Below are 20805 nucleotides of genomic sequence, written 5' to 3' on the forward strand. Positions count from 1 at the left end.
TCGGGAGCCAGTGCTGAGACTGGGGTGGGGTGCCCGGCTGGTGCCGGCCGGCGGACCCGGCGGCGGCGCAGTGGGGAAAAACAAGATGCGGGAAAATGAAAAGCCGGCGGCAGAGGAGTCCCCAGCCACCGGCTTTCAGAATACTTGGTTTTTGCCCTAGCTGGCTTCGCCAACCTCGGGGGCCGCGACGGAGCCGCGGGCATCCAGGTCACGGAGCTGGCCTTCGATGTAAGCCTTCAGGCGCGAGCGGTAGTCACGCTCGAAGCCGCGCAGCTGCTCGACCTTGCGTTCCAGGACGGAGCGCTGCTGCTCGAGGGCACCGAGGATCTTGCGGGACTTCTCCTGCGCATCGTTGACCAGGCTGCTGGCCTCGATCTGGGCTTCGGCGATGATCTTGTCGCGCTGCTGCTCGCCGTCGGCGACGTGCTTGTCGTGCATCTGCTGCGCCATGGCGAGCAGGCCGGCGGCGGACTCGGAGGCCGGGGTGGCAGCGTTGCGTGCCGGTTCGACTGCCTGGGCAGCCTGGGCAGCCTTGGCGGCCTGCTCGGCTTCCTTCTTCTTGGCGGCTTCTGCTGCCGCCTTTGCCTTGGCCTCGGCTTCTGCCTTGGCGGTGTCTTCCTTCTCGGCCTTGACGGGCGCCGGGACCTTTTCCACCACGGGTGCGGCGGCTGCGGAACTGGCAGGCGTGCCGGCGCCGGATTCGGCGAGCTTCTTGCGCAGCTCGTCGTTCTCCTGGTTCAGGCGCCGAAGTTCGACGACGATCTCGTCCAGGAAGTCGTCAACCTCGTCCTGGTCGTAGCCTTCGCGGAACTTGGTCGGCTGAAAGCGCTTGTTGACAACGTCTTCTGGCGTCAAAGCCATCTGGTCACCTCGTTGGTCTAGTTAGTCAGTAGGCCTTCCGGCCGTCAAAACTACGGTACCTAAATATGGTCTGGTTCCTCTAATTCAACACCGCAGTGTCAAACCGGAGTTTTCTAGCAGTTTGGGCGTCGGCCCAGGTCGCCTGCTGTGCGGCGGCGGCTTATGCTGCGATCGGCTGGGCGTACACCAGGCCCTTGACGATCCACATCGCCACGCTGACGGCCACGAACAGCAGCAGGAAGCCGATGTCCAATGAGATTCCGCCCAGACGCAGCGGCGGGATGAGCCGGCGGAGCAGCTTGAGGGGCTTGTCCGTGACCGAATACACAGCATGGGCGGCCACGAGTGCCATCCCGCGCGGCCGCCAGCTTCGGGCAAACATCTGCACCCAGTCGAAGACCAGGCGGATGATCAATGCCACGAAAAAAAGCAACAGAGCGATATAGACGAGCCCGAAAACAATTCCCATGAGCTAACTCATATCTCCATGTTCATTCCGGATACCGAAGTGTCCTAAGGAAAGTGTCACTTCTATTTCAACACGGATAATTCCGCACTGATGCCAGGCAGGTCTCCCTGCCTGGCATCCGTACCGAATATTCGGGCCTAGCTTTGGTTGAAGAAACTTGCCTGTGTCTCGCTGGCCTTCTTGTCATCGCCAATGACCTCGATGTACGACGGCGAGAGCAGGAACACCTTGTTCGTCACCCGTTCGATGCTGCCGCGGAGCCCGAAAACAAGTCCGGCGGAGAAGTCCACGAGGCGCTTGGCGTCAGCCTCGCCCATGTCGGTGACGTTCATAATGACGGGGATGCCGTCGCGGAAGCTTTCGCCGATGAGTTTGGCGTCGTTGTAGGACCGCGGGTGGATGGTGGTGATCTGCCGCAGTCCGGTGGTCTCTTCGCGGCTCGATGCCGCACGCTTGATGGGTGTCACAGGTGCGCGATATTCCTCTTCAGCGGCTTGAGGCTCTTCCCGGGGGACCTCGCGGACGGGCGCCGGCGCACGTCGTTCCTCGCGGTCGTGCTCCATGGATTCGTCCTCATCCTTGTGCGGTGTGGGGTGCTCAGACTCGTAATGTTCGTCGCCGTCGGCGAGCCCAAGATAGATCATTGTCTTGCGCAGAGCGCCAGCCATGGTCGACTCCTAATCTTGTCCGTAAGCGGGCCGCTTAATGACTAGACAGCCTTGGAATCCCCGCCATTACCTTCCAATACTTTGAACTTACCGCAGCGCCGGACGCGGACCGAGAATATCGGAGCCAATGCGCAGGTGTGTCGCCCCGAACCGGACGGCCTCTTCGAGGTCCTGGCTCATACCGGCGGATATCCCCGTGGCGTGCGGAAACTGTTCTGTAAGCCGCCCGGAAATGGCGGCCAGCTTCTCGAAGGCGGCCGCCGGATCCGTGCCGAGGGGGGCAACGGCCATGACGCCCGCGAGCCGCAAGCCGGGGGCCGCTGCCAGCTCTTCGGCCAGCGCGGGAACCTCGCCGGGAGCCGCGCCTCCGCGGTGCGCCCCGGCGTCCTCGTCCAGGCTGACCTGGATGAAGCAATCCAGGGGCGGGCGCCCAGTGCGTTCCGTTTCGGCCTCCATCGCCTTGGCGAGTGCGACAGCCAGTGCAGCGCGGTCCACCGAATGCACGGACTGCGCGTACTTCACCACGGACTTGGCCTTCTTGCTTTGGAGCTGGCCAATGAAGTGCCAGCTCAGGCCGAGGTCCTCGAGCTGGGCTGCTTTCTCCGCCGCCTCCTGGTCCCGGTTTTCCCCGACGTCGGCGACGCCCAGCGACGCCAGCCGCCGGATGTCCTGCGCAGGGTGAAATTTGGTGACGACAATCAGGCGTGGCGGTGGCCCCTGCCGGCCGGCGGCGGCCACCGCGGCGTCGATCCTGCGCCGGACGGCCGCGAGGTTCGCCTCCAGCTGGGTCAGCCGGGGGCCTTCCAGTGCATCCTGCCGGTGGCCTGGTCCCGTTACCGGCTCAGTCATCGCCATGCGCCAGATCCGCGTGCGTCGGGTCCGTCCACGCCAACCCGGCGAAGCGGCCGGTGTGGCTGTTGCGGCGGTAGGAGAACAGGGTCTCGTCCTCGAGGGTGCAGCCCCCGGAGTATTCGACTTCGACGCCCGCTGCTTCCAGCTGGCTCCGGACCCCTGCCGGCAGGTCCAGCCCGGGGGTGCCGGTGGAGGTCGTGCACCACGCTGCGGGCACGGCCGCGGCGACGTCTGCGCGCAGCCCTTCGGGGACCTCGTAGCATCGGCCGCAGACTGAGGGCCCCACCCAGGCGCTGATGCGGTCCGCGCCAAGCTCCCGCAGGCGGGCGACCGCGGCCGGTACGACTGCGTTGGCCACACCGGGCCGTCCGGCGTGCACGACGCCGAGGACAGGGTCCCCGGCAAGGTCCTCACCGACCAGCACCACCGGCACACAGTCCGCCACCAGGACGGCCAGCGGCTCGGTCCGGGTGACCATGGCATCGGCCGTGGGGGCAGCCGGAGCCGCACCCGCCGTGTCCACGGCCGCCAAGTCCAGAGCCGCCGAGTCCAGAGGCGCTGCTTCCAAGGTTGCAGGGTCAAACGTCGCCGTCGAACTGCCGACGATGGCGACATCGTTGCCGTGGACCTGGTTCATGTACCGGAACCTCCGTCCGCCAAGACCGGCGGCCGCTTCGAGTTCCGCGCGGCGTTGGTGGACAGCCGCGGGGTCGTCGCCAACATGCAGTGCAAGGTTCCCGGCTCCGGCGTCGGTGAAAGCCACCCACACGCCCGGCCGGACTTCAGCCCGCCAGCAAAACAATCACAACACCGCCATCAACATGTCCGGGAATTCTTTCGTTCATACAATCCACCGTAACCCGCCGCAAAGCAGCATGGCACCGCCGGACGGCGGTGCCATGCTGAAGCGGAACGGTTTACTTGAGGAAGTCCGGGACATCCAGGTCATCAGAGTGCCGGCCGGAGAGGTCCGGCTCCACGACAGCAGGCAGGTCGACGTCGAAGCCGGAGTCGGCCGGTACTGCGGAGGGGCGCTGCTGGCCCCAGCCGCCGTAGCCGGCGGCACCAACCGTGGCGTGCAGCGGCTGGACGGGGGCGGAGGCGGGAGCCTGCGCCGGAGCGGGAGCGGCAGTCGCAGGGCGCTGCGGCGCGGCCGGCAGGGACTGGTCCATGGACGGCGAGGTGGCCTTGACGTCGTCGAAGCCGGCGGCGATCACGGTGACCCGGGCCTCGTCGCCAAGGGCGTCATCGATCACGGCGCCGAAGATGATGTTCGCCTCCGGGTGGGCTACTTCCTGGACAAGGCGGGCTGCCTCGTTGATTTCGAACAGGCCCAGGTCCGAGCCGCCCTGAATGGACAGCAGGACGCCGTGGGCACCGTCGATCGATGCTTCCAGCAGCGGGGAGGCAATGGCCAGCTCCGCAGCCTTGACGGCACGGTCCTCGCCGCGGGCAGAACCGATGCCCATCAGCGCGGAACCAGCACCCTGCATGACGGACTTGACGTCGGCAAAGTCGAGGTTGATCAGGCCGGGGGTCGTGATGAGGTCCGTGATGCCCTGGACGCCGGAGAGCAGGACCTGGTCGGCGGAGCGGAACGCATCCAGGACCGAGACGTTGCGGTCGCTGATGGAGAGCAGGCGGTCGTTCGGGATCACGATCAGGGTGTCGACTTCGTCGCGCAGGGCGTCGATGCCGGCCTCGGCGGAGCCGGCCCGGCGGCGGCCTTCGAAGGTGAACGGACGCGTTACGACGCCGATGGTCAGGGCGCCAAGGGAACGGGCAATGCGGGCCACGACGGGGGCGCCGCCGGTACCGGTTCCGCCACCTTCGCCGGCGGTGACGAAGACCATGTCTGCGCCCCGGATGACCTCTTCGATTTCATCGGCGTGGTCTTCCGCAGCCTGCCGGCCGACCTCGGGGTTCGCGCCAGCACCGAGACCACGGGTCAGCTCACGCCCGACGTCGAGTTTGACGTCGGCATCGCTCATCAGCAACGCCTGGGCGTCGGTGTTGATGGCGATGAATTCGACGCCGCGAAGACCGACCTCGATCATGCGGTTGACTGCGTTCACGCCACCGCCGCCGATGCCGACGACCTTGATGACGGCCAAGTAATTCTGCGGAGCTGCCACGTTACGTGTCCCTTGTTCGTGTACTAATGCGAAAACATATCGAGTCCTGCTTGAAGCTGGAAACCTTAACCTTCGACTTGAAGGTTATAGTTATGTCAAGTAACTCATGTCTGTGACGGTATTTCCTATGCCGGGGACATTCAATAACCGGCGGGGCGTGTCGCGCGAATACCGGCAAATAGCCCCTGTAAGTAGCGCCTTGGGCCGCTCGAGGCCGGCTAACGCGTGACAGGGTGCCGGGGCACGCTGACATCGTAGACCTTCACCGGGTTCTTGGGGTCGGCCGGGACCTTCAGGAGGGCCGAAAGGACGCGCGCCTTGAGCTCCTTCTCCCCCGCGTTGCCCCAGACGATCGTCTGCCCGTCGACGAGTTTGAGCTCGACGGCGTCGGCGGAGGCGGCGGAGGCATTGGAGAGCCGGGCCAGCACATCCGCAGGCAGCGCTCCCAGCACCGCGGTGATGGCCTGGAACAAGTCCTTCGGAAGCGTCCCGCTGCCGCCGTCGATGACCGGGAGTGCGACCGAGGCGGCATCCGTGGTGGTGCTGAGCTGGACGCCGTCGACGTCCACGAGCTGGAACGTTTGGCCCTGCTTGACCAGCGCCACCGGAATACGCTCGGTGACGCGCACCTGCAGGGTGGAGGGCGGCAGCGCCGTCACGGTGACGTCCTTGACCTGGACCAGCGGCTTCAGCAGGGCCGTGACCTCCTCCTCGCTGACCTGTGGGAGGGGTTTTCCCTGAAGGGGCGCGAGGGCGGCCTGCACCTGATCCGGGTTGAGCAGCTTGGTGCCCGCCACGGAGACGGTCCGCAGGGCCAGCACGGGCGAGTAGACGGCAGCCGCGACGATCCCCGCCATCAGCACGGCCACAATGCCTATGGTGCTGAGCACGATGCGTCTGCGGCGCTTGCCCTTGGGCTCGGGGAAGGTCAGCACCTTGCCGGCGACGATCTCCGGAGGGCTCTGCGTGCTGTGTGGGCGCTGCGGATGCTGCGCGGTGCCGCCCGCCGGGTCTGCGGCGTTCTTGGACGCCGAAATGACGTCCGTGCCTGTTCCGCCGGAAGGCGGCCGGGAACCTCCCCCAGAGGCGTTGGAACCAGGGGCGTTGGAACCGGAGGCGTTGGAGCCGCCCCGGTAAGTGGGGCGCCGGGTGCTAGGCACCGGCGGCCTCGACCGTCAGGGCGTCGACGATCAGCGGCCCGTAGGCGGTGACGTCGCCGGCGCCGGCGGTGAGCACGATGTCCCCCGGTCCGGCGGCCGCCAGCAGCGCCTGCACGGCTTCCCCGCCGGGTCCGACGAGGCTGCCGCCGGAGCCCAGGTGTTCGGCGATCAGCCCGCTGGTGACGCCGGGGATGGGATCTTCCCGGGCAGGGTAGATATCCAGGACCAGGGCCGTGTCCGCCGTATTGAGGGCCTCGGCGAACTCGCGGGCGAATTCGCGGGTCCGGGAAAACAGGTGGGGCTGGAAGAGCACGTGCACCTTGTGCTGCCCGGCGACCGCCCGCGCCGCGGACAAGGCGGCGCGGACTTCCGTGGGGTGGTGCGCGTAGTCGTCATAGACGCGGACTCCGCGCCCCTCCCCCTTGAACTCGAAACGGCGCGAGGCGCCGGAGAAGTGGGCCAGTGCCCCCGCAGCGGTGTCCGGCGCGACGCCGAGCTCGAGCGCCACCGCGAAGGCCGCGGCGGCATTGAGCGCGTTGTGCCGGCCGGGAACCTGGAGTTCGACGCCGAACGTGCCCGCCGCCGTCGAGATCCCCATCTGGCCGGGTCCGGCGTCGTGCAGCCGGATGTCGGCGTCGGCCGCCGTCCCGTACAGGACCACGCGGGTGTTGCCGCGGGCCCGTGTGCGTTCGGCGAGGGCCCTCGCTCCGGGGTCGTCTGCGCAGGCCACCAGGACACCGTCCGCCGGGAGCAGCGCCGTGAAGCTGTCGAAGGAGGCGTAGACGGCATCGGCGGTGCCGTAGAAGTCCAGGTGGTCCGGCTCGACGTTGGTCACGACGGCGATCGAGGGGCGGTAGTTCAGGAAGGAGCCGTCGGACTCGTCAGCCTCCGCGACGAAGATCCCGGACGCGCCGTGCGCCGCGTTGACGCCCAGGGCCGGGACGTTCGCTCCGATGGCGAAGGACGGGTCCAGTCCGGCGCCCTGGAGCAACACCGTGATCATCGACGTCGTAGTGGACTTGCCGTGGGTTCCGGCGACTGCCACCACCGTGTCCGCCGCCATCGTGGCGGCCAGCGCCTCGGAGCGGTGCAGCACCGGGAGCCCGGCGGCGCGTGCTGCTACGAGCTCGGGGTTGTCGGGCCGGATCGCGGAGCCGGCGACCACGGTCTGGGCGTCGCCCAGGTTGTCCGGTCCATAGCCCACGGCAATCCGGGCGCCGGCGGCTGCGAGGTCCGCCATGACGGGCAGGTCCTTGGCGTCGGAGCCGCTGACCGGGATTCCGCGGGCCACCATGATGCGGGCGACGGCGGACATGCCGACGCCGCCGATGCCGATGAAGTGAATGCGGCCCAGGGACTCCAGGGATCGCGTGCCGTGTTGGGGCTGGGTCATGGCTCTACTGCTTCCTGCCGTCCTGGGTGGGGTGCTGCTGTGTCGGGTGTTGCTTCGGGGCCGCGACTTCGAGGATGAGATCGGCCATGCGCCGGTCCGCGTTGCGGATGCCGAGCTGTTCGGAGCTGGCCGCCATCCGGGCCAGTCTGTCCGTGTCCAGCAGGAGGGGAATGATGTTCCCGCGGATCCAGTCGGCGGAGAAGGCCTTGTCGTCGATGATCAGGGCCCCGCCTGCGTCGACAAGTCCGGCGGCGTTCAGCGCCTGCTCGCCGTTGCCGATGGGGAGGGGGACAAAGACGGCGGGCACGCCGACGGCGGCCACCTCACAGACAGTGGCGGCACCGGCCCGGGCCAGCAGCAGGTCCGCTGCGGCGTACACGGTCTCCATGCCGTCCACGTATTCCACCTGCCGGTAGCCTGGCGCGGCGAGGGGCTTGCCGGCGGCGTCGTGCATGGACTTGCCGCGGCCGGTGATGTGCAGCGTCTGCACGCCGGCCTCGGCGAGGGCTCCTACGGCCGCGGCGAGGGACCGGTTGATGCTCTGGGCGCCAGAGGATCCGCCGGTGACAATCAGCGTTGGCTTGTCCGGGTCCAGTCCGAGCTCCTGCCGTGCCCCGGCGCGGGCGGCCGCGCGGTCAAGGCCGGAAATCTCGGGGCGCATCGGCATGCCCACGTGCCGGGCGCGGCCGAGTTTGGTCGCGGCGAAGGCGACGGCCACGTGCGCGCCGAGCCGGGCGCCTACGCGGTTGGCCAGGCCGGGGCGGGTGTTGGCCTCGTGGACCACGATCGGGATCTTCCGGCGCCGGGCCGCGAGGTACATCGGTGTGCACACGTAGCCGCCCACTCCGACAAGGACGTCGGCTCCTGCCGCATCCAGGATGGACCCTGCCTGCTTCACCGCAACGACCATCCGGCCGGGAAGCCGGAGCAGGTCCGTGGAGGGCTTGCGCGGGAGCGGCACCCGGCTGATGGTGGCCAGCTCCAGGCCGGCCGCCGGAACCAGGCGCGCTTCCATTCCCCCGGGTGTCCCGACAGCCAGGAGCTGCACGGCGGGGAGGGACTGGCGAAGGGCGCCGGCAATGGCCAGCAGCGGGCTGATATGACCGGCGGTTCCGCCACCGGCAAGGACCACGGACAAAGGCGATTCGGTGTTCATGAAGGGCTGTTTACGCTTTCGTACGGCTCTTGGCGGGGTTTTTGCTTGCTGTGCTTTTGGCTGGTGCGTTTTTGGACGGATTGCCGGCGGGATTCCGGGCCGGGTTCGGGGCGGCGCCCTTGCCGGTTGCCTTTGGGGCGGCGCCCTTCGAAGCTGATCCCTTCGGTGCGGCGCGGTCGGCGGACTGGCTGGATGCCTTGGCGGCCGCCCGGGCAGCGCGGGTCCTCCGCACGGAATTCGCGAACGCGGCGGGCCCGAACCTGAACATCTTCTTAGGCTGCATCGCCGGGTCCATTTGGGCCCGGGCAAGGGACAAGACCACGCCGATCGCGCACAGCGACATCAGCAGGGCCGAGCCGCCGTAGGAGATGAAGGGCAACGGGACGCCGATCACCGGTGCCAGTCCGGTCACCACGGCCATGTTGACGCTGGCCTGGCCCAGGAGCCAGACCATGATGGCGCCGGCCAGGACGCGGTGGAAGACATCGTGCTGCGCGACGACAACGCGGTAGATGGCCGTGCCGAGGATGGCGAAGAGGATCAGTACCACCAGCGTCCCGACCAGTCCGAGTTCTTCACCGATGATCGCGAAGATGAAGTCGTTGTGGGCTTCGGGGATCCAGCTGTACTTTTGCCGGCTCTGGCCCAGTCCCACGCCAAACCAGCCGCCGGACGCAAGGCCATAAAGGCCGTTGGTGGACTGGTAGTTCAGGTCGGAGCCGTCGGCACAGGTCTGGCCGGTCCAGGACAGGATGCGGCACATCCGGTTCGGGCTCGTGACGGCGAGGACGGTCGCGCCAATGGCCAGTATTGCCCCGGATATGCCGAAGAAGGAGAGCCGGACGCCGGCGAAGAACAGTCCGGCGGCCACGATGATCATCACAATCATGGCCGTGCCGAGGTCGTTTCCGGCGAGGATGAGGCCCAGGACGGCGGCGGACCCAGGGAACACGACGGGAATCAGGGCGTGGCGCCACTCCTGGAGTAGCTTCGCTTTGCGGTCCAGCACCGTGGCCATCCACAGTGCGAGGGCAAGCTTGGCGGCTTCGGAGGGCTGGAAGGTGAAGGGGCCGACGTCGATCCAGTTCTGGTTGCCCAGGGCGCTGCGCCCGACAAGGAGGACCAGGCCCAGCAGCGCAACGGCCAGGAAAATGATGGGCCAGGCGAAGCGCCGGAGCCAGACGACGTTGACGCGCGAGAGGACAAACATGGCGAAGACGCCGAGTGCTGCGAAGCCACCCTGCTTGAGGGCCGCGGAGTAGGGCGACTCCCCCGCGGCGATGGCTTCCACGCTGGAGGCGGAGAGGACCATCATGATGCCGATCGCCGTCAGGGCCAGGGTGGAGCCAAGGATCAGGTAGTACGTGGATCCGTTGCGGGACTTGCCGGTGCCTTCCAGCGCGGACCAGAATCCCCGCATCCAGGCACGCACCCGTGCCGCGGGCGTCAGAGTGGGCCGGCGCGCCGACGGCGGTGTCCTGCCCCCGGCGGACTTGGCGCCGGCGGCACCGCCGCTGGTGGCCCCGCCTCCGGCGCGGGCCGCCGTCGTACGTGTGGGCGTGCTGACCATTGTTACTCCTCGCTGGTCTGAGCCTGCCCTTCCACGAGCTCGCGGACAGCTTCGATGAAGGCGTCGCCACGGTGAGCATAGGAAGAGAACTGATCCATGGAAGCAGCCGCCGGAGCCAGCAGCACAGTGTCCCCGGAGGCGGCCACCTGCGCCGCCGAGGCAACGGCCTGGGCCATCACAGTCTCGCCAAAAATTGGCGAGGGGCCTGCGGCGGCTTTGGCCGTTCCGGCAGTCTGCACGTCTTCAGTCTCGCCCTTGGCCGCCCCGATCACGGGGACATCCGGCGCGTGTCGCTTCAGCGCGGCCTGCAGGTCACTGGAGTCCGTGCCGATCAGCACCACGGCCTTGAGCCGGCTGCCCTGTTCCCGGATCAGGGAGTCGTAATTCACACCCTTGGACAGGCCGCCGGCGATCCACACCACGTTCTGGAACGCCGACAGAGAGGCGGCGGCGGCATGCGGGTTGGTGGCCTTGGAATCGTTGACCCAGAGGACACCCTCGTGCCGGGCCACGGGCTGGATCCGGTGGTCTCCCGGGAGGTAGTTCAGCAGGCCCTGGCGGACTGCCGACGCCTCCAGGCCGTAGGCCCGGACCAGGGCCGCCGCAGCCAGCGCGTTCGCCACCATGTGGCGCGGAGCCGCCGACCCAAGGTCGGCAATCGAGGCGAGTTCGGCCGCGCTGTCCTTGCGTTCGGCGATGAACGCGCGGTCCACGAGCAGTCCTTCCACGACGCCGAGCATGCTGATGGCCGGCGTCAGTGTGGTGAAGCCCACGGCTCTGCAGCCCTCCACGACGTCCGCGTCCTCGACCATGCGTTCGGTCTCGATCTGCTCGGCGTTGTAGATGCAGGCCTTCTGGGTGTTCGCGTAGACCTTGGCCTTGTCGGCCAGGTAGGAGGCGTAGGAACCATGCCAGTCCACGTGGTCCTCGGCGACGTTCAGACACACGCTGGCCACCGGTGAGACCGTGTGGCTCCAGTGCAGCTGGAAGCTGGAGAGTTCCACCGCGAAGGCGTCGTACTCCACGGGGTCGCGGAGGGCGTCCAGGATCGGGGTACCGACGTTGCCGACCGCGATCGCCTTGAGCCCGGCGGCCTGCAGCATGGACTCGGTCAGGCCCACCGTGGTGGTCTTGCCGTTGGTGCCGGTAATGGTCAGCCAGTCGGCGGTCTTGCGGCCCTTGCGTTCGCGCACCCGCCAGGCGAGCTCGACGTCGCCCCACACCGGAATGTGGGCCCGTGCGGCCGCAGCGAGCAAGGCCTGGTCCGGCCGCCAGCCGGGGGACGTAACCACCAGGTCAGGTTTGTGGCCCTCGACCTTCGGAACGGACTCCACTGCTTCTTCGCCCAGCAGGACGTCCGCCGCGCCGACGATCCGGAGCGTGTCCGCCTGGGCCAGTGCCTTGGCGCTGGTGGCGGCGTCAACCACCACCACGCGGGCACCGAGTTCAATGAGGGTGTCGGCGGCGGCGAAGCCAGAGACGCCGATGCCGGTGACCACGACGCGCAGGCCGGACCAGTCGGAATCCCACGTGGCGAGGTCCTGGAGCCGGGGCGAGGTGGAGAGCGGGGCGGGGATAGGTCCGGTCACAGGAGCACCACCCATTCGGCGTAGAAGACGCCCAGGCCGGCGGCGACGAACAATCCGCACAGGATCCAGAACCGGACCACCACCGTGACTTCGGCCCAGCCCTTGAGTTCGAAGTGGTGCTGCAGCGGCGCCATCTTGAAGAACCGCTTGCCCTTGGTGAGTTTGAAGTAGCCCACCTGGATGATGACGGAAAGCGTGATGAGCACGAAGAGGCCGCCGATGAAGGCCAGCAGCAGTTCCGTGCGGGACAGGATAGCGAAGGCTGCGACCGCGCCGCCGATGGCCAGCGATCCCGTGTCTCCCATGAAGATCTTCGCGGGCGAGGTATTCCACCACAGGAACCCGACCATCGCCGCGCTCAGGATGGCTGCCAGCAGGGCCAGGTCCAGGGGGTCGCGGACCGAGTAGCAGCCGCTGCCGGCCTGCCGCGGGGACCCGCAGGCCTGGTTGCTCTGCCAGATGCCCATGAGCGTGTACGCCCCGAAGACCATGACGGAGGCGCCGGCTGCGAGGCCGTCGAGGCCGTCAGTGAGGTTCACGCCGTTGGTCGCGGCCGTGACGATCAGGTTGGACCACAGCACGAACAGGATCGCGCCGAGCACGGTTCCGGCGAAGGCCAGGTTGAGCCACGGGATATCACGCACCAGCGAGATCTGGGTGGACGCCGGGGTCAGGCCGGCGGCGTTGGGGAAGTTGAGCGCCAGCACGGCGAAAATGATGCCGACGGCGCCCTGGAGAACCAGCTTTGCCTTGGCATCCAGGCCCAGGCTGCGCTGCTTGGAGATCTTGATGAAGTCGTCCAGGAATCCCACCAGCCCCATACCCACCATGAGGAACAGCAGGAGCAGCCCGGAGGCGCTCGGTCCCGGGGAATGCGGATTCATCATCCACATAATCAGGTGCGTGAGCCCGTAGCTGACAAGGACCGCCAGGACCACAACGGTGCCGCCCATGGTGGGCGTGCCGCGCTTGGTGTGGTGCGAGGTGGGTCCGTCATCGCGGATGAATTGTCCGTAACCCTTGCGGACCAGGAACCGGATGAAAAGTGGCGTGCCCACGAACGCGAGGAACAGGGCCATTCCAGCGCCCATCAGTAGTGCAATCACAGCTGTGCACTCCCTTCGGTGGCTGTTGCGGCAATTCCCTCAGCAGGTCGCTCGGGAGAGTCTTGGGGGGCTTGTGGGGGTAATGCTATCCGATCCCCCAGATGGCGCAGCCCGATGCCGTTCGATGACTTGAACAGGACCAGGTCGCCGGGCTGGAGCTCGGTTTGGAGCAGCTCGTAGGCCTCGTCCGCGGTCTCGGCGAAAACACATTCGTCGCCCCAGGAGCCCTCGTTGACGGCGGAGACATACAGGGACCGGGCTTCCCGGCCCACCACCACGAGGCGGGAGATGTTGAGCCGGACCACCTGGGTGCCGACGGCCATGTGCTCACGGATCGAATCCGGGCCAAGCTCCAGCATGGCGCCCAGGACGGCCCAGGTCCGGCGGCCGCGGCCGAGCTCGGCCAGCGTCCGCAGTGCGGCCCGCATGGATTCCGGGTTGGCATTGTAGGCATCGTTGATGACCGTCACGCCGTCGGGACGCTCCGTGCGCTCCATCCGCCAGCGGCTGGCGGCGGTCTGTGCGCTGAGCGAGGCCGCGATCTGCGCGCCGGGGATGCCGGCCGCATGTGCCGCGGCCGCCGCGGCGAGGAGGTTGGCGAGGTGATGGGCGCCGATCAGCTTGGCGGCGACGTGATGCTGTGTTGTCCCCTGGGTGGCGGTCCCGTGAACGGACTCGCCGCCGGGCAGGTGAAGCTCAAATTCAGGGTGGCCTTCGGCGTTCAGGTCCACGTCAACGGCCCGGACCAGGTCGGTCCGGGCGTTGCTGTCCTGGCCGTTGCTGTCCTTGTCGTCGCTGTCCTGGCCGTTGACGGCCGGGCGGGAGGTGTAGCCGAGCACGTGGGCGCGGGTCCTGGTGGCCATCGCGGCGACGCGGGCGTCGTCCAGGTTCAGCACGGCCGTGCCGGAGGCCGGGAGGGCCTCCACAAGTTCGCCTTTGGCGACGGCGATGTTCTCGACGCCCCCGAATTCTCCGGCATGGGCGGTGCCGACGCCGAGGACGACGCCGATCTCCGGCTTCACCATGTCCGCAAGGTACCGGATGTGGCCAATGCCCGTGGCGCCCATCTCGATGACGAGGTAGCGGGTGTCGAAGTCGGCTTTGAAGACGGTGAGCGGGACGCCGATCTCCCCGTTGTAGGACCCCTGGGGCGCAACGGTGGAGCCTTCGGCGTCGGCGGCAGCGAAGATGCCGGCCAGAAGGTCCTTCGTGGTGGTCTTGCCGGCGGAGCCGGTAATGCCGATCACCGTGAACGCGGCGCCGGCAGCCTCGCGGTGTGCCCGGATCCGGCGGACGGCTTCGGCGGCCAGCGCGCCCATGGCGAGGACAGCGTCCTCGACGACGACGGCGGGGTAGTTCGTTCCGGCGGCGTCGGCGACCTCGCGCTCCACGAGTGCCAGGACGGCTCCCCGGTCAAAGGCGGCGCCCACGAAGTCGTGGCCGTCGGCGTTCTCCCCCGGTTTGGCCACATAGAGGGAACCCGCCGTGGCCTCGCGGGAGTCGGTCACCACGGAGGCGGGCGTAATTCCCGGTTCCGCGGCAAGCCGGCCGTTGGTTATGTCGGCGATTTCCGCCGCTGTAAGTGCAATCATCTCGGTTTAGGACTCTATCCGGTGGTCTTCGAGAACGGTGAATCCCCGTGCTGTCAAGGCGTTCCGGAGTTCCACCCGGTCATCCAGTGCCAGGTTGACTCCCTTGACCTCCTGCCACACCTCGTGGCCCCGCCCGGCCACCAGGATGGTGTCCGCTGCTCCGGCGAGCTCCACTGCCTTCAGGATGGCGGCGTCGCGAGGGAAAACCTCCAGGACCGTGCAGTCCAGGCCTTCCTCGTCCCTGGCCGCCAGGGCCCCGGCAAGGACGTCGGCGCGGATGGCTGCCGCGTCCTCGTCGTGGGGGTCGTCGTCGCTGATGATCACGGTGTCCGCGAGCCGGGCGGCGATGGCCCCCATGGCGGGGCGCTTGCCCTGGTCACGCTGCCCGGTGGCGCCGAAAACGACGATCACCTTGGACCCGGGTTCCGGTGACCGGACAGCCTCGAGGGCACGTTCCAGGGCGTCGGGGTTGTGCGCGAAGTCCACCACGGCCGCCGGGGCCGTGGAGACCAGCTGCATGCGGCCGGGCACGGCGACGGTGAAGGGGTCTGCGGCGTCGAGGGCGGCCTGCACGCCGGCAGGCTCGTGGCCTCCGGCGAGCACCATCACCGTGGCCAGCGCGGCGTTGGCCACATTGAAGCTTCCCGGCAGGCCGGTGTGGACGCGCAGCTCGGCGCCGTCGCGGTGCCGGAGCACGAAGTCCGAGCCGAGTCCCCGCGGGGTTGTCGTGGCCACGATCCAGTCGGCGGCCTGACCGGCGGCTCCGGTCCCGGTGCCGGGCTGCCCGGCCGTGGCGAGGGTTGTGACCGGGATTTCGGCGGCGGCCGCGAGCTTCCGGCCCCAGGCATCATCGACGGTCACCACGGCGGCGCGGGCGCGTTCGGGCGTGAACAGCCGGGCCTTGGTCTGGAAGTATTCCTCCATGGTCCCGTGCAGGTCCAGGTGGTCCTGGGTGAGGTTCGTGAACCCGGCGACGTCGAACACCACGGCGTCCACGCGGTGGAAGGACACGGCGTGGGAGGAGACCTCCATGGAGGCGGCATCGAGCCCGCGTTCGCGCATGAGCGCGAGCAGGGCGTGCACGTCGGTGGATTCCGGGGTGGTCAGCAGGCTCGGGATCGGCTCGGCGCCGGCAAGGATCTCGATGGTCCCGATCAGCCCGGTCCGTTTGCCGAGCGCCTGCAGGAGGGCGTTGATGAAGTAGGTGGTGGTGGTCTTGCCGTTGGTGCCTGTGACCCCGAAGAGCGCGGGCGCCCCGGCGCCGTCGGGCCGGCTCTGGTAGATCAGTGCGGAGAGCCGGCCGACGACGCTGCGCGGCTCCTCGGCCAACAGGACGGGGACGGGGATGTCAGTGGCCAGGGCCAGCAGGCGCGCCCCGGCGTCGTCTGTCAGGACGGCTACGGCGCCCGCATCGATGGCCTGGGAGGCAAAGTCGGCACCGTGCCTGGTGGCGCCGGGCAGGGCCACGTAAAGGTCTCCCGGGCGGACCGAGCGGGAGTTCAGGGAGATCCCGGTGACCGTGACAGTGCTGGATGCCCCGGGAACGGCGACGCCGATTGCCTCCCCGATGGCGGCCAGCGGCACCGCGGCAACCGCAGTGGGCCGGAAGCCCGGCGTGGAATCGTGGCCGAACGGCACGGAAGCATCGGGGTCGGTGAGCTCTGACAAGTGGATCTCCGTTGTGGTGCTAGTGGATCGGGCCCATGCAATGGGGGCACGTACGAAGGCGTGCTCGGGTGCATAGGCACTTGGGGGTGGCGCCGGCTGGTGACTGCCGGGCGCCGGATGGAACAGGCGCTATTTCGCGTACTGCGGCAACCGGGCGGGTTCGCCGGTGGAGGGCTGGACGTTGAAAGTGCGCAGCGTCTGGCTCATCACCGAACGGAACACCGGTCCGTTGGTGATTCCGTAGATGCTTCCCTTGGGCCGTTGCAGGACCACCTCAACAATAAACCGCGGATCGTCCATGGGCGCCATTCCGATGATCGAAGCGGTGTAGCCGCAAAACCCGGATTTGCCGTCATCGCACGGGGACTCGGACGTGCCTGTCTTGGCGCCTATCCTGTATCCGTCAATCGCCGCTTCCTTGATCTCGCCCTCGGTGACGGCGCTCTCGAGGATGTCGCGGACCTGCTTGGCGGTCTCCTTGGAAACGACCTGCTGCGGGTCCTTGGCCGGGACTTTCTCCTCGGTTCCGTCCGGGCTGATGTAGCTGTCGATCAGCCGCGGCTGGAGCATCACGCCGTCGTTGGCGATGCTCTGGTAGGCGCGGACGGTCTGGAGGGTGGACTGGGCGACGCCCTGGCCGAAGAGGACGGTGTATTGCTGGCGGCCGTCCCATTGGTCGGCGGGGGTCAGGATGCCCTTGGATTCGGCCGGGAGTCCGATGTCGGGGGCCTCGCCGATGCCAAATTTCCGCAGCCAGTTATAGCGCTGGTCCTTGCTCAGGCGCTGCCCCACCATGACCGTGCCGGTATTCATGGAGTAGCCGACGATTCCGGCCAGTGTCCGTTGCTCGGTGCCGTGCTCGAACGCGTCGCTGAAGGTCTGCCCGTCCACGGTGTATGTCGGTGGAATGGTGAAGGTATCCAGCGGGCTGGACTTGCCCTCCTGGATCGCGGCAGCGGCGGTGATCATTTTCTCCACGGACCCTGGCTCGTAGGAGGCGGTAACGGCCCGGACTCCGCGGTCCTCGGCGGGAACCTTGCCGGGATCATTGGGATCCGGGGCGTCGGTGTCCGCCATGGCGATGATGTTGCCGGTCTTGATGTCAGAGACGACGATCACGCCCCATTCGGCGCCGAGCTTGTCCTTCTGGCTTTGGATGGCCTGCTGGGAAAAATATTGCAGGTCCGAGTTCAGCGTGAGCTTGATGTCCTTGCCGTTGATCGCCGGCGTCAGCTCGTCCACGCCGACCGGGATCCGCAGCCCGTCCGCGCCGATCTCGAACACGCGCTTGCCCGGCGTTCCCTTGAGGATCTCGTCCTGGGTCTGCTCGAGCCCCGCCTGCCCGGTAGTGCCGTCCTTGAGGAACCCGACAATTCCGCCGGCCACCGAGCCGTTGGGGTAGACGCGCTTGCTGGTGCCTTCGGTGACAATGCCCGGAATCTGCAGCTTGGAGACGCGGTCCTCGACGTCGGGCTTCAGGTCCTTGGCCACGATGTAGTACCGCTGGGTTCCGGTCAGGGCCTGGCGCAGGGCGTCGCGGTCCATGCCGAGCACGCCGGCCAGTTCGGAGATGCCCTGGTCCCGGGTGACCTTGACGAGCTCTTCCTTGCCGTCGATGGTTTCGAGCCGGCGGAAGGTGTCCGTCTTGGTGTTCACGGTCTGGTCCACCACCACGTTGTAGCGGATGACGCTGCTGGCCAGGACCGTGCCGGACGAATCGAGGATGCTGCCGCGCTCGGCGGGCAGCACTATGGGCGTGAGCCGGTTGTTGAGCGCGGCTTCCGCCATGCCCCCAACGTCCAGCCCCTGGACCATGAACAGCTTGCCGCCGACCACCAGCAGGAGGGTCAACATGATGCCGAGTCCCCAGCGGAGCCGCCGGGTGGCGCTTGGGGCTTTCGCCTTGCTTGCCTTGCCGGAGTTCTTCGCCACGGTGAGTCCTTGCTGCTTGCCTTGCTGGTGGTCAGTGAACGTTACTGCCCGGGGGTCTTCTGCGCTGGGGCCGGAACCGATCCGCCGTGGAGCTCCACCGCAGGGGTCTTGGGGGCCGCCGCGGCCGGCGCGGGTGCGGGCTTTGCGGCCGCAGGCGCGGTGTCCGTTTCTGCCGGTTTGCGCTGGGCGAGCGGTTCATTTTCCGTGGCCGGCGGGACGACGTTGAGCGCCCCGGCGAGGGCCGGCGCGGCGATAACGGCACCGGGCGCGTCGCCCTTGACCGCCGGCTTGGCCTTTCCGGTGACGCTGAGGGTCGAAAGGTCGATCTGGCCCTTGGCGAGGGAAGCCACCATGCCTAACTCCGTGGCCCTGGCCGCGAGGTTCTGCGGGGCGTCGAAATTTTGGACCTGCTGGGTGAGGTCCTGGTTCTGCTTGGTCAGGGTGGTCTGTTCACTGCGGAGCTGGACCAGCTGGTACTGGGCGGAGGAAACGGAGATGTTCAGGACCAGGACAGCCATGAGGGCAATGGCCAGGAGGCCGAAGCAGAGGACCACGAACGGTGCGCGGCGCTTGCGGGGCACCGAGCGGACCACGGACAGCGGAGTGCGTGCCTTCCGGGTCTGCTCAATTCCCGGGCGGCCGCCTGGCAGGGCACGGGCAGTGGCGCCCTGGGCAACGGGGTAGCTGTTGACGGCTGCGGTGCTCATGCTGCTCTCCTGGCTTTGATGCGTTCGACGGCGCGCAGCCGGGCGGAAGCTGCGCGGGGGTTTTCGGCGATTTCAGCGGCGGTGGGTACCTCGGTGCCCTTCGTCAGGGTTTTGAGTTCGGCTTTGTGCTCTTCGAGCTCGACCGGGAAGCCGAGCGGGGCCGAGGACTTCGATCCGGCCTGGAAGAAGCCCTTGACGATCTTGTCTTCCAGGGAGTGGTAGGACATGACCACCACGCGGCCGCCGAGGGCGATGGCCTCGATGGCTGCCGGGATGGCCCGCTCCAGGACGTCCAGTTCCTCGTTGACCTCAATCCGGAGGGCCTGGAAGGTGCGCTTGGCGGGGTGGCCGCCGGATTTGGCGGCGCCGGCGGGTACCACGGAGCGGATCTGTTCGACGAGTTCGCCGGTGGTCGTGAAGGGCTTTTCGGCACGCGCTGCCACGATCCTGTTCGCGATGCGCCCGGCGAATTTCTCTTCGCCCCATTTCCGGATAATCCGGACGAGTTCTTCTTCGCTGTAGTTATTGACGACGTCGGCGGCCGTCTGGCCGCGGCTGGTGTCCATCCGCATGTCCAGTGGCGCGTCGAAGGAGTACGCGAAGCCGCGTTCCCGTTCGTCCAACTGGAGGGAGGAAACGCCGAGGTCCATGAGCACGCCGTGGACTTCGGTGAAGCCCAGGTCCGCGAGCACGTCCGGGATTTCGTCGTAGACGGCGTGAACGAGGTCGGTCCGGTTGGCGAAGGGAGCCAGTCGCGCCCCCGCCAGAGCCAGGGCTTCCTCGTCGCGGTCGATGCCGATGAGGTGAAGGTCGGGAAAGCGCTGGAGGAGGGCCTCGGAGTGGCCGCCCATGCCAAGGGTCGCGTCGATCACCACGGGGGTTTCGCCGCGGCTCCGGGCTGCCTCGAATCCAGGGGCCAACAAATTGATGCACCGGTCCTTGAGGACCGGTACATGGCGTTCGGACGTAGGCTTCGCCTGGTCGGGATCCGTCATGCCTTCGTCCTTTCGTTGACCGTGTTCATTGCGTTTTGCTGGTTCCGCGTTGCTGGTTGTGGCTCTTAAGCAACGTTCCTTGGTCCAGATCCCCATCCGCGCCTACCCTGCGCCGGCCTGACTCCGGGGAAGTGAGCCAGGACAGCAACCGGATGGGCGGCTGGAGATCTCGATCAAGGAACGTTGTGTGCTGGTGGTTCAGTTGGGGTTCAGAGAATCCCCGGGATGGCGTCGTCGGTTTCCGAGAAGGCGGTTTCCTTTTCGGCCAGGTACTCACTCCAAGCCTGGGCGTCCCAGATCTCCGCGCGGGATCCTGCGCCAATGACGGCGAGTTCCCGGCCAAGACCTGCATATTCCCGGAGCGCCGGCGGAATCGTCACGCGCCCCTGCTTGTCAGGTACCTCGTCAGAGGCCCCAGAGAGGAAAACACGGATGTAGTCACGTGCTTGCTTGGAGGAAATTGGAGCCTCCCGCATCTGCTCGTGAACCCGGCCGAATTCCGCCTCACTGAAGACATAGATGCAACGTTCCTGGCCCCTTGTGAGAACCAGCCCGCTGGCAAGTTCCTCGCGGAACTTTGCGGGGAGGATAATTCGACCTTTTTCGTCCAGACGTGGCGAATGTGTGCCGAGAAACACGGCCCACCGCCTGTCTGTTCTAGTTAGCCCAACGTCCCCTGTGTTGCCACTACCCTCTTACGCCCTCCACATTACTCCACATCGCTCCACAGTCAACGACACGCCCGTGAAGTTTAGACAAATCTGCGGATGTTTATCCCCTTTCTTCCCTGCATTTGCAGGCAAACGGGATTGGTGGGGGAAAGTGGAGCGATTTTGCCTGCTTGCCTCGGCCGCCGTCGCCGATCGACGTCGCGGAGCGATCGCCCGCGTGATGGAATTTGGCGGCGTGTCCCGTTTCGTGCTGTTTGGTGGTCCCGAGCATCCGGAAAATG

Annotated in this window: 18 protein-coding genes; all 18 read right to left on the minus strand. The window is 67.4% G+C overall.

Annotated elements, in window-relative coordinates:
• Nucleotides 1–156 precede the first annotated feature (156 nt).
• Entirely contained in the window at nt 157–861 is a 705-nt protein-coding gene (locus AC1DDO_RS18530) for a DivIVA domain-containing protein (RefSeq protein ID WP_390202918.1), read from the minus strand.
• Between the two features lie 160 nt (nt 862–1021).
• Nucleotides 1022–1330 (minus strand): YggT family protein, encoded by a 309-nt coding sequence (locus AC1DDO_RS18535; protein ID WP_390202917.1) that lies wholly within the window; start codon nt 1328–1330, stop codon nt 1022–1024.
• A gap of 137 nt (nt 1331–1467) precedes the next feature.
• The gene (locus AC1DDO_RS18540; protein ID WP_441410364.1) at nt 1468–1998 is read right to left on the minus strand and encodes a cell division protein SepF; all 531 of its coding nucleotides are present in this window, start codon (nt 1996–1998) and stop codon (nt 1468–1470) included.
• Between the two features lie 87 nt (nt 1999–2085).
• On the minus strand, nt 2086–2847 hold the full coding sequence (locus AC1DDO_RS18545; protein WP_476972495.1) for a YggS family pyridoxal phosphate-dependent enzyme: 762 nt from the start codon (nt 2845–2847) through the stop codon (nt 2086–2088).
• Nucleotides 2840–3652, minus strand: a complete 813-nt coding sequence (locus tag AC1DDO_RS18550; protein WP_476868029.1) for a laccase domain-containing protein — start codon at nt 3650–3652, stop codon at nt 2840–2842. Before AC1DDO_RS18550 ends, AC1DDO_RS18545 begins: the two co-directional genes overlap by 8 nt.
• A 115-nt stretch (nt 3653–3767) precedes the next feature.
• Nucleotides 3768–4985, minus strand: a complete 1218-nt coding sequence (gene ftsZ, locus AC1DDO_RS18555; RefSeq protein ID WP_476868028.1) for a cell division protein FtsZ — start codon at nt 4983–4985, stop codon at nt 3768–3770.
• A 218-nt stretch (nt 4986–5203) separates the two neighbouring features.
• A complete protein-coding gene (locus AC1DDO_RS18560; protein WP_476868027.1) occupies nt 5204–6145 on the minus strand; it encodes a cell division protein FtsQ/DivIB in 942 nt (313 codons plus the stop codon).
• Nucleotides 6138–7538 (minus strand): UDP-N-acetylmuramate--L-alanine ligase, encoded by a 1401-nt coding sequence (murC, locus tag AC1DDO_RS18565; RefSeq protein ID WP_476868026.1) that lies wholly within the window; start codon nt 7536–7538, stop codon nt 6138–6140. Before murC ends, AC1DDO_RS18560 begins: the two co-directional genes overlap by 8 nt.
• A 4-nt stretch (nt 7539–7542) precedes the next feature.
• Nucleotides 7543–8694 carry an undecaprenyldiphospho-muramoylpentapeptide beta-N-acetylglucosaminyltransferase gene (gene murG, locus AC1DDO_RS18570; protein WP_476868025.1) on the minus strand — a complete coding sequence of 384 codons (1152 nt, stop codon included), beginning with the start codon at nt 8692–8694 and terminating at the stop codon, nt 7543–7545.
• Between the two features lie 10 nt (nt 8695–8704).
• Entirely contained in the window at nt 8705–10264 is a 1560-nt protein-coding gene (gene ftsW / locus AC1DDO_RS18575) for a putative lipid II flippase FtsW (RefSeq protein ID WP_476868024.1), read from the minus strand.
• Nucleotides 10265–10266: 2 nt separating this feature from the next.
• Nucleotides 10267–11868, minus strand: a complete 1602-nt coding sequence (gene murD / locus AC1DDO_RS18580) for a UDP-N-acetylmuramoyl-L-alanine--D-glutamate ligase (protein ID WP_476972475.1) — start codon at nt 11866–11868, stop codon at nt 10267–10269.
• Complete coding sequence (gene mraY, locus AC1DDO_RS18585; RefSeq protein WP_441410370.1) at nt 11850–12959, minus strand: phospho-N-acetylmuramoyl-pentapeptide-transferase; 1110 nt, start codon at nt 12957–12959, stop codon at nt 11850–11852. Before mraY ends, murD begins: the two co-directional genes overlap by 19 nt.
• Nucleotides 12956–14551 (minus strand): UDP-N-acetylmuramoyl-tripeptide--D-alanyl-D-alanine ligase, encoded by a 1596-nt coding sequence (locus AC1DDO_RS18590; RefSeq protein ID WP_476868022.1) that lies wholly within the window; start codon nt 14549–14551, stop codon nt 12956–12958. The genes mraY and AC1DDO_RS18590 overlap by 4 nt, the downstream gene beginning before the upstream one ends.
• A 6-nt stretch (nt 14552–14557) precedes the next feature.
• A complete protein-coding gene (locus tag AC1DDO_RS18595; RefSeq protein WP_476868021.1) occupies nt 14558–16219 on the minus strand; it encodes a UDP-N-acetylmuramoyl-L-alanyl-D-glutamate--2,6-diaminopimelate ligase in 1662 nt (553 codons plus the stop codon).
• 129 nt (nt 16220–16348) lie between these two features.
• Nucleotides 16349–18151 carry a peptidoglycan D,D-transpeptidase FtsI family protein gene (locus AC1DDO_RS18600; protein WP_476868020.1) on the minus strand — a complete coding sequence of 601 codons (1803 nt, stop codon included), beginning with the start codon at nt 18149–18151 and terminating at the stop codon, nt 16349–16351.
• A gap of 41 nt (nt 18152–18192) precedes the next feature.
• A complete protein-coding gene (gene ftsL, locus AC1DDO_RS18605; RefSeq protein WP_441410374.1) occupies nt 18193–18858 on the minus strand; it encodes a cell division protein FtsL in 666 nt (221 codons plus the stop codon).
• Complete coding sequence (gene rsmH, locus AC1DDO_RS18610; protein ID WP_091564374.1) at nt 18855–19853, minus strand: 16S rRNA (cytosine(1402)-N(4))-methyltransferase RsmH; 999 nt, start codon at nt 19851–19853, stop codon at nt 18855–18857. The genes ftsL and rsmH overlap by 4 nt, the downstream gene beginning before the upstream one ends.
• A gap of 209 nt (nt 19854–20062) precedes the next feature.
• Entirely contained in the window at nt 20063–20491 is a 429-nt protein-coding gene (gene mraZ / locus AC1DDO_RS18615) for a division/cell wall cluster transcriptional repressor MraZ (protein WP_090956633.1), read from the minus strand.
• Between the last annotated feature and the right edge of the window lie 314 nt (nt 20492–20805).

It is taken from the genome of Arthrobacter sp. 10N43, assembly GCF_056394525.1.

Excerpts from the sequence above, each read along its gene's own strand:
- AC1DDO_RS18530 (WP_390202918.1), bottom strand. The coding sequence starts at position 861 with ATGGCTTTGACGCCAGAAGACGTTGTCAACAAGCGCTTTCAGCCGACC.
- AC1DDO_RS18535 (WP_390202917.1), bottom strand. The coding sequence starts at position 1,330 with ATGGGAATTGTTTTCGGGCTCGTCTATATCGCTCTGTTGCTTTTTTTC.
- AC1DDO_RS18540 (WP_441410364.1), bottom strand. The coding sequence starts at position 1,998 with ATGGCTGGCGCTCTGCGCAAGACAATGATCTATCTTGGGCTCGCCGAC.
- AC1DDO_RS18545 (WP_476972495.1), bottom strand. The coding sequence starts at position 2,847 with ATGACTGAGCCGGTAACGGGACCAGGCCACCGGCAGGATGCACTGGAA.
- murC (WP_476868026.1), bottom strand. The coding sequence starts at position 7,538 with ATGACCCAGCCCCAACACGGCACGCGATCCCTGGAGTCCCTGGGCCGC.
- murG (WP_476868025.1), bottom strand. The coding sequence starts at position 8,694 with ATGAACACCGAATCGCCTTTGTCCGTGGTCCTTGCCGGTGGCGGAACC.
- ftsW (WP_476868024.1), bottom strand. The coding sequence starts at position 10,264 with ATGGTCAGCACGCCCACACGTACGACGGCGGCCCGCGCCGGAGGCGGG.
- murD (WP_476972475.1), bottom strand. The coding sequence starts at position 11,868 with ATGGGTGGTGCTCCTGTGACCGGACCTATCCCCGCCCCGCTCTCCACC.
- AC1DDO_RS18590 (WP_476868022.1), bottom strand. The coding sequence starts at position 14,551 with ATGATTGCACTTACAGCGGCGGAAATCGCCGACATAACCAACGGCCGG.
- ftsL (WP_441410374.1), bottom strand. The coding sequence starts at position 18,858 with ATGAGCACCGCAGCCGTCAACAGCTACCCCGTTGCCCAGGGCGCCACT.
- rsmH (WP_091564374.1), bottom strand. The coding sequence starts at position 19,853 with ATGACGGATCCCGACCAGGCGAAGCCTACGTCCGAACGCCATGTACCG.